Annotated in this window: 15 protein-coding genes; 13 read left to right on the top strand and 2 right to left on the bottom strand. The window is 42.3% G+C overall.

Annotated features, from left to right (window positions below; translation table 11 throughout):
* Window positions 1-115 precede the first annotated feature (115 nt).
* The 5 genes from BN6465_RS09565 (at window position 116) to BN6465_RS09545 (ending at window position 4,530) form a co-directional block, all read left to right on the top strand.
* Entirely contained in the window at window positions 116-616 is a 501-nt protein-coding gene (locus BN6465_RS09565) for a flavodoxin (RefSeq protein WP_066735221.1), read from the top strand.
* Window positions 617-634: 18 nt separating this feature from the next.
* A complete protein-coding gene (locus BN6465_RS09560) occupies window positions 635-1,783 on the top strand; it encodes an aldo/keto reductase (RefSeq protein WP_066733971.1) in 1,149 nt (382 codons plus the stop codon).
* A 125-nt stretch (window positions 1,784-1,908) separates the two neighbouring features.
* Window positions 1,909-2,463 carry a class I SAM-dependent methyltransferase gene (locus tag BN6465_RS09555; RefSeq protein WP_066733963.1) on the top strand — a complete coding sequence of 185 codons (555 nt, stop codon included), beginning with the start codon at window positions 1,909-1,911 and terminating at the stop codon, window positions 2,461-2,463.
* A gap of 1 nt (window position 2,464) precedes the next feature.
* Complete coding sequence (locus tag BN6465_RS09550) at window positions 2,465-3,238, top strand: response regulator transcription factor (protein WP_082891640.1); 774 nt, start codon at window positions 2,465-2,467, stop codon at window positions 3,236-3,238.
* Window positions 3,235-4,530 carry a HAMP domain-containing sensor histidine kinase gene (locus tag BN6465_RS09545; RefSeq protein WP_066733961.1) on the top strand — a complete coding sequence of 432 codons (1,296 nt, stop codon included), beginning with the start codon at window positions 3,235-3,237 and terminating at the stop codon, window positions 4,528-4,530. Before BN6465_RS09550 ends, BN6465_RS09545 begins: the two co-directional genes overlap by 4 nt.
* A 155-nt stretch (window positions 4,531-4,685) precedes the next feature.
* Here BN6465_RS09545 and BN6465_RS09540 read toward each other — a convergent pair whose 3' ends face one another.
* Entirely contained in the window at window positions 4,686-5,561 is an 876-nt protein-coding gene (locus BN6465_RS09540; protein ID WP_066733959.1) for a LysR family transcriptional regulator, read from the bottom strand.
* A gap of 115 nt (window positions 5,562-5,676) precedes the next feature.
* A complete protein-coding gene (locus BN6465_RS09535; RefSeq protein ID WP_066733955.1) occupies window positions 5,677-6,216 on the bottom strand; it encodes a flavodoxin family protein in 540 nt (179 codons plus the stop codon).
* A 601-nt stretch (window positions 6,217-6,817) separates the two neighbouring features.
* Here BN6465_RS09535 and BN6465_RS21710 point away from each other — a divergent pair.
* From BN6465_RS21710 to BN6465_RS09500, 8 genes are all read left to right on the top strand, one after another.
* Window positions 6,818-7,018, top strand: a complete 201-nt coding sequence (locus BN6465_RS21710; protein WP_082891639.1) for an Mbeg1-like protein — start codon at window positions 6,818-6,820, stop codon at window positions 7,016-7,018.
* A 346-nt stretch (window positions 7,019-7,364) separates the two neighbouring features.
* Window positions 7,365-8,030, top strand: coding sequence for a hypothetical protein (locus BN6465_RS09530; protein WP_066733948.1), 666 nt, complete (start codon window positions 7,365-7,367; stop codon window positions 8,028-8,030).
* A gap of 17 nt (window positions 8,031-8,047) precedes the next feature.
* Window positions 8,048-8,719 carry a response regulator transcription factor gene (locus tag BN6465_RS09525; protein WP_066733946.1) on the top strand — a complete coding sequence of 224 codons (672 nt, stop codon included), beginning with the start codon at window positions 8,048-8,050 and terminating at the stop codon, window positions 8,717-8,719.
* A complete protein-coding gene (locus BN6465_RS09520) occupies window positions 8,716-9,798 on the top strand; it encodes a HAMP domain-containing sensor histidine kinase (protein ID WP_066733944.1) in 1,083 nt (360 codons plus the stop codon). The genes BN6465_RS09525 and BN6465_RS09520 overlap by 4 nt, the downstream gene beginning before the upstream one ends.
* Before the next feature lie 9 nt (window positions 9,799-9,807).
* Window positions 9,808-10,338 carry a hypothetical protein gene (locus tag BN6465_RS09515; protein WP_199882813.1) on the top strand — a complete coding sequence of 177 codons (531 nt, stop codon included), beginning with the start codon at window positions 9,808-9,810 and terminating at the stop codon, window positions 10,336-10,338.
* 163 nt (window positions 10,339-10,501) lie between these two features.
* Window positions 10,502-10,855: a hypothetical protein gene (locus BN6465_RS09510; protein ID WP_066733934.1), complete on the top strand. Its 354-nt coding sequence runs from the start codon at window positions 10,502-10,504 to the stop codon at window positions 10,853-10,855.
* Window positions 10,856-10,867: 12 nt separating this feature from the next.
* Entirely contained in the window at window positions 10,868-11,422 is a 555-nt protein-coding gene (locus BN6465_RS09505) for a hypothetical protein (RefSeq protein ID WP_066733931.1), read from the top strand.
* A 189-nt stretch (window positions 11,423-11,611) separates the two neighbouring features.
* Window positions 11,612-12,622, top strand: a complete 1,011-nt coding sequence (locus tag BN6465_RS09500) for a zinc-dependent alcohol dehydrogenase (protein ID WP_066733928.1) — start codon at window positions 11,612-11,614, stop codon at window positions 12,620-12,622.
* Window positions 12,623-12,726: the final 104 nt, after the last annotated feature.

Raw genomic sequence — 12,726 nt, 5'->3', positions numbered from 1 at the left:
CACAAGCGCATTAACAAAAGGTTTATACAATGATAACATTTCAGAGATTCCAGGTCAAGCGGACGGAAGGTATAATAAATATAGAGCAAACCAAAAAGAGAAAGGATGAATGATTATGAAACCGTTAGTTGTATTTTTTTCCCGCGCAGACCAGAACTATGTGAACGGAGCGATTAAGACATTGGAGACTGGCAACACAGAGGTGGCCGCCGGCATGATACAGGAGCTGACAGGGGCGGATATGTTCAAGATTGAGCCGAGACAGAGCTATTCCAAAGATTACAATGAATGTATCGCCGAAGCGCAGGCGGATCAAAAGCGGGATGCCCGTCCGGAGTTGAAACAGTATCCCGACAGCCTTGACGGCTACGACGTCATATATTTGGGGTATCCCAACTATTGGGGGACGATGCCTATGGCAGTGTTTACCCTTTTGGAGCATTTTGATTTTACAGGAAAAACGATAAAGCCGTTCTGTACCCATGAGGGAAGCGGGATGGGGAACAGTGAAAACGACATCCGCAGGCTGTGCCCGGGGGCGAAGGTGGAAAAGGGACTGCCTATCCGGGGCGGCAGCGTCAAGAGCGCAAAAGCAGATATACAAAAGTGGATTTAGCGGAAAGAAAGGGAAAATATGAACTATAGAAATTTGGGCAGTACCGGATTGAAAATCAGTGAAATAGGTATGGGCTGCGAGGGATTTGGGGAGGATGGATGTCAAATGGCCGGAAGGCTCTTTGACTTTGCTGAGAAAAATGGAATCAACTATTTTGACTTATATACGTCCAACCCTGAGGTGCGCCGGGCCGTGGGCAAGGCTTTGGAGGGAAGAAGAGACAAGTTCATCATCCAATCCCATATCTGCTCCGTGTGGAAAGAGGGACAGTATAAACGCACACGGGATTTGGATGAGGTAAAAAAAGGTTTTAAAGAAATGATGGCCTTACTGCAGACGGATTTTGTTGACGTGGGCATGATTCACTATGTGGATTCTATGAAGGACTGGGAGACGATTGTAAACGGGCCGGTGTTGCCGTACGTACTGGATTTGAAGAAGGCGGGGCGAATCCATCATGTAGGGCTCAGCAGCCATAACCCACAGGTGGCGCTTGCGGCCGCCGAAAGTGGATTTATAGAAGTCCTGATGTTCAGTGTGAACCCGTGTTATGACCTGCAGCCTGCCAGTGAAGATGTGGAAGAACTCTGGAAAGATGAAAATTATGAGGCCCCCTTGGTAAATATGGATCCTCAGAGACAGCGGTTATATGAAATCTGCCAGCAGCGCGGGATTGGCATTACCGTGATGAAAGCGTTCGGGGGCGGAGATTTGCTGGAGGAAACGATGTCACCGGCGGGCAAAGCCTTAACGGTCAACCAGTGCCTCCATTATGCCCTGACCCGCCCCGGAGCATCATCGGCCCTTGTGGGAGCCCACAGTGTGGAGGAGCTGGAAACCAGCCTTGCCTATGAGGAGGCTGCTGAAGAAGATAAGGATTATGCGCTGGCGTTTGCCTCGTTTCCCAATATCAGCTGGCAGGGACACTGTATGTACTGCAGCCATTGTGCGCCGTGTCCGAAAAAGATAGATGTGGCGTCGGTCACGAAATTCCTGAATCTTGCGAAGGCGCAAAAGACAGTTCCGGAGACGGTCCGGGAGCACTATGCCCTTCTTCCACATCACGCCGGCGAATGTATCGCCTGCGGTGTATGCGAGAAAAGATGCCCCTTTGGCGTAAATATTCGGGAAAATATGAAAAAGGCAGAAGAAATATTCGGGCAATAGAAAAGATGGGAGCATTTTGACATCATAAATCCTAAAGAAAAATTTATGTTTATTTTACTGGATGTTTAGACCTCACTGCTATGATTTTTTACAGATGCAAATCATAAGACAGGGAGGAACATAAAATGCAGTTTTTACTGGAATACATGAAACATCCGTCCAAAATAGGGGCGGTAGCGCCAAGCAGCAGGTATCTCGCAAGAAAAATGGTGGAATCTGTCTGCTTCCAAGAATGTGGCTGTATCGTCGAATACGGCCCGGGAACCGGAGTGTTTACGGAGCAGATCGTGTTGAGGAAAAAAGAAGATACGGTGCTTCTTGTGATTGAGCAGAATGAGCAGTTCTACGAAATTTTAAAAGAACGTTACGCAAATAAGCAGAATGTGTATGTCATTCACGGCGATGCGGCAGATATTCTTCACTATCTGCACAGCCGCGGGATACCGCAGGCCGATTATATTATTTCTGGCCTGCCCTTTACATCGTTGCCGCCGCAAGTTTCTAAAAAAATATTCCACGCAACAAAGAAGGCTATGGGAGAGGGGGGAAGATTTATTACATTTCAATACACGTTATTGAAGAAAAAGCTTTTTCAATACTGGTTCAACATTGAACATATGTCTTTCGAATTAAAAAATTTACCTCCGGCATATGTTTTCACTATGACAAACAGGTGTTAAAATGGAGTTGTTCTATTTTATCTGTTATTGGTGTTTTGCTGAACGCCGCACAGATAATGAAGTGGAGGAACAGATAGGGAGGGATTGGGCATTGAACGACGGTTATGTATTGATTGTGGATGATGATGCGGATATCCGGAACATGGTAGGAATCTATCTAGAAAATGAAGGACTGCCTTATATCAAATGTGAAGATGCGGGGAAGGCGCTTGAAATTCTTGACAATCATAAAATCGATTTGATTCTGCTTGATATTATGATGCCGGGAATCGATGGAATGGACGCCTGCATACAAATCCGCGAAAAATCGCAGATTCCGATTATATTCATGTCTGCCAAATCACAGGATATAGACAAGGTACAGGGTTTGATGGTCGGGGCAGACGATTATGTTGTAAAACCCTTTAATCCAATCGAGCTGATCGCGAGAGTAAAGGCCCAGCTGCGGCGGTATAAGCAATATAATGAAAACGCAGTTTCCAAAACGATGCAGTATAAAGAGCTGGTATTAAACGGACAGACAAGGCAGGTATGGATGAAAGGGGAAGAAATCAGGCTGACACCCAAAGAATTTTCCATTCTTGAACTGCTGATGAAGAACCGGGGGATTGTTCTGACAATATGCCAGATTTATGAGCAGGTCTGGCGTGAAGAATTTGCAGAAAATGATAATACGGTGCTGATGCATATCTCTAATTTAAGGGAGAAAATAGAAGGGAAGGGGCAGGAGTTCCAATATATAAAGACGGTGTGGGGAGCAGGTTATAAAATATGAGATATAAAATACAGGTCAGACATGTTACCGGTATATTGGTGGGAGCCGCATCGGGGAAATTCGTATACGATGAAATGGACCTGCTGGCTCGGTACTTGAAAATGAAAGGTATATATTCTGACACGGACGGACTGAGGTTTTTCGGTGGATTGTTAGCGCTTGCAGTATTCGGTGTAGTTTGTTTTCTGTTTTCAAAATATGGAAAAAACGGTCTTGGAAATTATCTGCTGTTATCGGTTGTCGTATCCCTTGCCGTTGTCATTGCTCTTGTATTCCTTTCCGGATTCGCGATACAGGTACCGGCCGTGCAGAAAGCAGTCAGAGAGATGACGGAGCAGCAGGGCCTGCTTATCTCCGGTATTCTTTATATTATATTCGTTGTATTGATTTTTATATTTGTATTCAGCTTTCGGTTTCTAGTGAAAAGCAAGGTAAACTATATCCAATATATCACCAGTGAAGTCCGGCAGATAGAAAAGAATGGATTCGGCAGGCAGATAAAAGTAAAATATCAGGATGAATTGGCAGAGCTAAGTCTGGGAATCAACAATATGTCTTTAGCCTTGAAGGAGAAACAGGACAGGGAAAAGGAGCAGGAGGAACAAAAGAACCGTCTGATTGCGGATATTTCACATGATTTAAGGACACCGCTCACCTCGATTATCGGGTATACTGAGCTTATGAAGGAAGACGGGTTCAGTGACAAAGAGAAATGCGGACAGTATTTGGAAGTGATTGACCGGCGGCTGGGAAATATGAAAACGATGGTGGACCAGCTGTTTGAATACACACGATTGACACAAAGTGATTATCATTTAAATCTTCAGCCCGTAAAATTAAATAAGCTCTTGGATTATATCAACTTTGAATATGGAAGCATTCTGAAAAATATGGATTTCAAATGGGTGATGGAGGTAGAATTTCAAGACACCGTCATACTGGCAGATGAAGAACGGTTTATGCGTGCCATGGGGAATCTGTTGGACAACGCAAAAAAATACAGCCGGCCCCAAACTGAAATCAGATTAGACGGAAGGAAGAGGAAAGATTTTGTCCAAATTGAACTGTCTAATGAGCTGGAAGACCCTGACAAGATTGATACAACCTGTATTTTTGAACGGTTTTATAAAGGAAATCAGGCAAGGCTCTCGGAGGAGGGAACCGGGCTTGGACTTCCCATAGTAAAAAAGATTATAGAACTACATGGCGGGACGATAGGGGTAAAGACGTTGGACAGGAGAATTGTATTCACAGTAGAAATGCCTTTGTACAAAAAGGAAAGCGCAAGATGAACGTATAAAAACAGGGGGCAGGACGATGCTGTTAGAGCAGATACTTGTTCTCTCCCTGAAACTCATTTAAAATACCAGCCATATAGAGGATAGGATTGTTGGGAAGAAGGAAGTCTGTGAATTCTATCAAAAATACCGGGAATTAAACACAAAAATCAAGGGAGAGCAGCGTACTGTTTTTGCGTATACGAAATAAACTCTCTCACAGCAATTGAAGTACGTTTTCTATCTTTTACAGCGATTCCAAGCGTACGGTAGTAGGGGTGGGCGGTCCTTTTGGGAATTACCCGGAAACAGGTTCTGGACACCACTAATTCCGGAAGGATTGCAATACCCAGACCATTCTCAACCATAGAAAGGACTGTATTATCTTCTTTCGAAGAATATTTGATATTTGGTGATATATGGTTTGCTTTGAAAATAATCTGGCTATCATTATCATTGCCTTCATCCAGATAAATAAAAGGTTCGGTTTTCAGGGATTCTATCGGGAAAAACAGCTCATCAGCCAAAGGATGATCTTCTGGAAGAAGGACAAATAACTGGTCTTTCTTTAAGGTAATAGTCTCAAAATTGGTAATATTTTGAATTGCAATAAGACCAATATCAAATTGTCCTGCAGAAAGACCATGTTCTACTTCAGTAAAATCTCCTTCTGAAATCTCAAAAGTGATATTGGGGTATAATTCTTGGAATCCTTTTATCAGAGGAGGAAGAATATAGCATCCAATAGAATGAAATGATCCAATACGTATCGTGCCCTGAACAAGACCGTGCAACTGGTTGATTTGTTCAGCAAGTGCGTGCTGGTCGTTGATTATATTCTGAATATAGGGAAGCAGAATTTCACCCTCAGTTGTAAGAGAAATCCCGGAACGGCTGCGCAGTAATAAAACGGTTCCCAGTTCATTTTCCAGAGAATGTATTACCTGACTGACGGCAGACTGCGTATATCCAATGAGATCTGCTACTTTGGTGAAACTGCCAAGTTCAATTACTTTTAGAAGTATATCGTATTTGGAAAGATTCATAATAAATCCTTTCTAATAAACATAAATACAGGTTACAAATCATTATAACACTGCACAAAAAATATGCAATATTCGAATCGAGACGAATATTGCATAGGGGAAATTTTTTACTATTTTAGACGAGGGACTGGCCTAATATCTTCGCAGCTTTGGGGTAATCACTGTTTTCAATATCTTCTCTGGTGTACATGCCTATTGCCTGAATAGATCCAAGATCTTCCCAGTGAAGGTATTGGCAGATATTTAGGTAGTGTTGGTGAAGTGCGTCTAAAGTCCAACTGTCAGTATCTCCGCATGCAGCTAAAAGAATCGCTTTCTTTTTCAGGCTGCGAAGGGCTGCGTTATTGGCATAGAAACGGTCAATGACCATTTTCATCTGGGAACTCATTCCAAAATAGTATAAGGGAGTCACGAACACGACACAATCCGCATTTTTCAGGAGTGGGTTTAGTGTTTCCATTCCATCTTTATAAATACATCCATTTTCTGTAGTACGGCAATGATCACAGCCGGTACAAGGATGAAGCTCTTCTTTACAGGCATGAAAAGTAGTGATATTATGACCGGCAGAAGCAGCACCTTCTGCAAATTTGTCGCGCAGCAATGCAGTTGTTCCTTTGGTATGTGGACTTCCATTAATTATTAGAATATTCATGATTAGAACCTCCTTTTAAAATTATCATAACGGTAAATAGCCAAAAAGTAAAATTAGAAAATGACATATATTACATAAGAAAATCTAATGTAAATATTATTGACATAAGAAAAAAGTCGATGATAAAGTGAGAGAAAATCAGAATATTATAAGAGTGTTATTAAAATATGGGCCGGTAAATCTTAATCATATAGAAAGTCACTGGTATAAACCAAAAGATTATATCACATAAACAATGTAGAACTACTCAAAAAATAGCTAAGTTGCTAAAATAATAATATGGAATGATTTACATAAAACACAGTTTTGTATGCCGTTAAAGCCAGTGTCTGCAACACATTACAGGATCAGGTGGTGAATTTATTGAAAACGATTATTGTGATTGCTGTTATCGTAGTGGTAGTAGTGGCCGTTATTTTGGTTTTTGCTAAGAACCGGAAAAAGTAAATCCCCAAGAACAAAAATGTTATTTGGCTTTACATACAAATCTTGAAAAAAGCAGCTTTGATGATATACTTTTTTATCTTGCGGCAGCTCTCCGCTTCCAAAACGCACGGCTCAGCAATTTTGTAGATATTGTTGATGAAAAAGAACAGACACAATTTGCAGCGTTTCATATTACTCTTTCTATAATACGGTTTATATCGCTTTTCGAGGAACCGACTTCACTATCGTTGGCTGGTGTGAAGATTTTATGATGGGGTATCAGGTTGTACCAGCACAGCGTTATGCAGCAAAATATAATAAAATTGTAAATAAAGTAATACGCATTGTGCCGGAATTCAGCAACATGATTTATTAATTTGGAAAGTTTCTGTAAACCAAGTTAAGCAGTGTGAAATCCTAACTTCCCAATGTCGTATGTGCAATGACGTCATTGACCGGGGGTGCATTATAGTCATTAGGCACGGCATTTTTCTTGTTTCTGCTGTGTTACGCTTCTTTACAACTCCGCCGTTTTTTCTGCCAATGGAGGAACAGTCAACAGATAAAGAAAGCCAAGGCAATTTTTTATGGAAGTGTGGCGGGAATCTACCTTACCATTCACAGTATTTTGCAAATTAATAATTTTGAAACAAAACTCAAACATTAGGCAAACAAATATCTGATATGTTATATAAAACAATGGCAGAGTGGGAGGTGGATTTATGTCAAATAGGATACGTTCTATCCGTGATACCAATAAATTCATCATTGAAAAGGTCGGGAAAAATAAAAGCTGGTCAATGCACATTACCGGTGCATCCTGCATGGGAAATCTTTTTGTAGGTATAGGGAAATTGGTCATGGGAATTATGTCCCTGTCTTTTTTTACCTGCTTCAGTGCTTTTTATACATTTGGAATGGTAATAGCAAAAGTCTATCTGCTTAAAGGCTTGATTCAGGAAAATGCACAGGAAAAGCAGTACCGATATTACAAATTATCTGGTATGATATTGATTGCAGCGAGTGTGCTGTATGTGATTTATTCCACCCGGCTTTTATGGCATCCTATGGTCAGCCATTATGACAAATATATTGGACTTGGTATTGCTACCTTTGCCTTTACAGAGCTTGGATTAAACATTCGAGGAGTTATCGTGGAGCGTCATAACCATACGTTACTTTTCCACGCAATCAGAATGATTAATCTGGCGTCTTCGCTGATCTGCCTTGTACTGACACAGACAGCCATTCTATCTTTTACTCATGATACTATGCCGGACTATGATCCGTCTGTCTCAAATGGGCTGATGGGGATTTTAATGGGAACAGCAGTAACTTTGATTGGCTGTGTCATGTTGCGGCGTGTGCAAAGACTTAAACGAAAATAGGAAACGGAGGAAAATAAATGATACACATTCTGGTGGTTGATGATGACTGTAAGCTGAACCAAACAGTCTGTACTTATTTAAATGACTGTGGTTTTCAAGCAAAAGGCGTTTTGGGTGCTGAGGCTGCTTATGATGAAATGTATAACAATTTATACGAGCTTATTATATCGGATATTATGATGCCGGAAATTGATGGTTTTGAGTTTGCACGGACAGTACGGCGGCTCAATAAAAACATTCCCATTTTATTTATGTCTTCCAAGGATGATATACCCTCCAAGCAGAAAGGTTTTCAGTTAGGCATTGATGATTACATGGTAAAGCCGATTGAACTGGCTGAATTGGAAATGCGAGTCCGGGCGCTCTTAAGACGGGCGAATATTGAAATGGAACGCAGATTGGTGGTGGGCAATCTGGAACTGGATGCAGATGGCATGACGGCGGAAGTCGGCGGCGAGGAAATTATGGTAACTACAAGGGAATTTAATATCTTATATAAGCTGCTCTCTTATCCTAAAAAGACATTTTCCCGCGCCCAGCTAATGGATGAATTTTGGGGGATGGAAAGCGAAACCAGCCTAAGAGCGGTGGATGTTTACATCACGAAGCTACGGGATAAATTTTCTGTTTGTGATGGCTTTGAAATTAAAACCGTGCGCGGACTTGGTTATAAGGCGGTATTATTATGAGGGAAAAGAAACAGTTTGCAGACCGGCGTGTGAAGAAAAAGCTATTTCCGATTTCAACCTTTATTTCCGTTTTCTTCGCATTTGCTGTGTTTACTACCATTCAAATGAAAATATTGGGAAAGTCTATTGATGCTGCCAATATACCAAAATCAAATGAAATTGCTATTTTTGTGGTTTGGCTTTTATCAGCGGCAGCTTTTACGCTGTGGACAAATATCCAAATTACAAGGCATTATCAAAAACCAATTGAGGAATTTTCGGAGGCTGCCCGCAAAGTGGCGTCAGGTGATTTCTCAGTTTATCTTGCCCCGCACCACACAGCCGATAAATCCACGCATTTGGATGTACTATTTGAGGATTTTGATAAAATGGTGGAAGAACTGGGAAGTATTGAAACACTGAAAACGGATTTTTTCTCAAATGTGTCGCATGAAATAAAAACACCCCTTGCGGTAATCCAGAATAACGCAGAGCTTTTGCAAAAAGACAGCCTGACAGAAGAACAGCGCAAGGAATATGCAGAAACAATCCGTCATGCGACAAAGCGGCTTTCTAATCTCATTACGAATATGCTGAAGCTCAATAAGCTGGAAAAGCAGGCGATACAGCCGCAGCCACAAATTTATGATGTCTGCGAACAACTTTGCTCCTGCGCCCTTCAATTTGAGGATATGTGGGAGGATAAAGGAATAGAATTTATAGCAGAAATAGAGGATTACGCCAAAATAGAAGCGGATGCGGAACTGATGGATTTAGTATGGACGAATCTACTCTCCAACGCACTTAAATTTACTCCACAGGGAGGAACTATTACGCTGCTCCAAACCTCAGAGCCGGAGGAAGTTATTATATCTGTAAAAGATACCGGCTGTGGCATAGATGAGGAAACCCTTCGCCATATTTTTGATAAGTTTTATCAGGGAGACACCTCCCACTCTACTGAGGGCAACGGTCTTGGCCTTGCTCTTGTTCAGCGTATTTTACAGTTATCTGATGGCAGTATCACAGTAGACAGCACCGAGGGGAAAGGCTCAACCTTTACTGTCCGGCTGCCGGTATCCTATCGCAAGGAGGCTTGATGAAGAATCATGCAGGTTGAAAAAGGAAACAAAACCTTTGTCGGATATGAATATAAGAAAATTACGGTAAATAAAAATGCGGTGTCTATGTATCTGGACTGTTACAAAAACTTCGGTTGGTTCATCGATGAAAATGTAGCAGATGAAAGCGGAAAATCCCAGATATCGATACAGATGAAGCGAGACCGGAAGCTCATAAACAGAGTGGAGCTGACACGCTTGCAGAAACATTTTGAGGCTTGTGCAAACGAGATAGAAACTCTGGAAAAATCTAAGACTTCCACTGCGGCTGTGTGCGCACTCATTGTTGGAGTGATTGGCACTGTATTTATGGCTGGCTCCACCTTTGCCGTAACACATGAACCGCCCGTTATATGGTTGTGTGCCGTACTTGCCGTGCCTGGTTTTGCAGGGTGGGTGCTTCCTTACTTTCTGTACCATTTCATGATCCGGAAACGAACGAAGAAAGTGTTCCCTATCATCGAAGCAAAGCGGGAGGAAATATACGAAATATGTGAGAAAGGGCATTCTCTTTTATAAAAATGATGATGCAGATGTGCCGATGCTCCGATTGGAGTGTCGGTGCTTTTTTTTATTTCAGATTAATATTACGCAAACAATATTCAAGCAATACCGAAACAAAAGCCAGATATACTAAAGGCATAGTCAGAGACAAAAAAATCAAAAAAAGGAGAATAAAATCATGAGTAACTTTAACGCAAACGGGCAGGAGCAAAAGAAAGCGGAAAGTATCCGCCGCCAGTACATTTCCCATGAGGACAACAAAATGGAACAGCTCCAAAAGCTGGATAACAAAGTGAAAGCACCGGGTAAGGTAATTGCCAGCATCCTTGGTGTCATTGGAGCCCTGGTCATGGGGGCAGGAATGGCACTGGTCATGGTATGGGGCAACATGACAATGGGGTTGGCTTTAAGCATCCCCGGTCTGGTTGTGGCACTGCTGGCAATTCCGATTTATGCCTTGATTACAGCCAGCCGTAAAAAGAAATATGTATCTGAAATTATGCGGCTGAGCGACAGCCTGATGCACCAATAAGGAGGGGAAATCATGCAGGAAAACAGCTTTATCGGATATGAATATCAGGAGGTATCTGTCAAACGCAGCATGGCCTCCGTATATGCTGATGGATATAGTAATTTTGGCTGGCAGATAGATGGCACGACAGAGCAGCCCGGTAAAATGGGTTCTATTTCTATGAAGTTTAAACGAGACCGTAAAATCCGCAACAAGGCGGAACTTACAAGACTTCAACGCAATTTCGATTCATGTGTATCGGAAATTTTAACGCTGGAATCCTCTAAATATATTATGGCCTCTGTGGCAGCTTATGCTGTGGGAATTATTGGTACTGCTTTTATGGCAGGCTCCGTGTTTTTCATTACTGCCAATATGCCCATTCCATGCGTTATCCTTGCTATTCCCGCTTTTGCTGGTTGGGTGCTTCCCTATTTCCTCTATCGGGGCATTATGAAGAAAAAAGCATCTCAGGTCACACCATTGATTGACCAGAAGTATGATGAGCTTTACACAGTATGTGAAAAAGCAAATGGCCTTTTAGACGGCACAGACAAATTAAGAAAGGACGGAGATATAGATGAATAAAGTGATTATTTCTATTGCTGCCATTGGTACATTGGTTGCCGCTGGCATAGCATTTTTCGTACATCGAAAACACAAAGCTGACTACTAACACATCCATAATATTCGGATAAATCGAGGAGGTGGTGAGTTCCATACTGTGTTGCCTTATTATAATTGTTAGAATTTTTGAAGACAAGGAGAGTAAGATATATGAGAGCAGCAATTTATAATGGCCGAAAGAATATCTTATTGACTGAACTTCCGACTCCCAGTGCCGGTGATGATGATATTGTGGTACGAAATATATATGCCAGTATTTGTGGAACGGATGTGGCAGTGTATCAGCGCGGCCCCAACACCGGACATCGTGTGACATTGGGCGGTGAGTTTGGACATGAAATGGTGTCAGAGGTAGTGGAAGTCGGAAAGGGTGTCAAAGGGATTCAGGTGGGAGATCGGATATACCCCTACCCCCGCCTTGCGAAAGGCGATAGCAAACGAGCAGGAACGGTAGGTGGTTTCTCGGAGTATGTGTTGATTCCCAATGCAAAACTAAATGAACAGGTCTATCACATACCTGATCAGATTTCGTCTAAAACAGCTTGCCTGATTGAACCTTTTACAGTCGGCTGGCGTGCCGCACGGCGCTCAGAACCGAAAAAAGGTGAAAACGCGATTGTTTTCGGAGCCGGAACCATTGGTCTTGCTGCCGCCATTGCGCTGAAAAGTTTTGGCTGCAGTCAGGTGATGGTCTGTGACTATTCGGATTTCCGTCTTGAAAAAGCAAAGGCATTGGGTTTTGCTGTCTGCAATAATGGGACAGAGGACTTGCGGGAAATAGCAAAAGCGTATTTTGGAGAGGCTTCCTGTTTGACAGGAGCCACCGCTGATGTGGATATTTATATTGATGCGGCGGGCGCCGAATCGATTCTGGAACTGTATCAATCTATGGGGAAGTTTGAGAGCCGCATGGTTGTGGTTGCCGTTTTGGCTGGAAAGCGCCCGGTGGATATTTTGAATATGACCTTTGCACAACACGCACTCATCGGTTCCGGCGGCTATTTTCCGGTCGATGTTGATGACGTGATTACAATGATGGACAGCCATAAGTGGGATATAGAAAGTATCATCACTCATGATTTTTCATGGGAGGATTTTCCGCAGGCGATTGAAAAAGCATCCTGTGTCAATGAAGCGCTTAATGTGGTGATTCATTATTGACGGTGAGACATAAGCCCTGGACGGTCGGTGCAACCCGACCGTCTTTTTTTGCGTACAATTGTCAATTAATAATACATAAACAGGATATAAGCAAAACTCAAATA

Origin of the sequence: Bariatricus massiliensis (assembly GCF_900086725.1) — a bacterium.
Lineage (GTDB): Bacteria > Bacillota > Clostridia > Lachnospirales > Lachnospiraceae > Allocoprococcus > Allocoprococcus massiliensis.
This window is presented reverse-complemented; position numbering and strand designations above follow the sequence as displayed.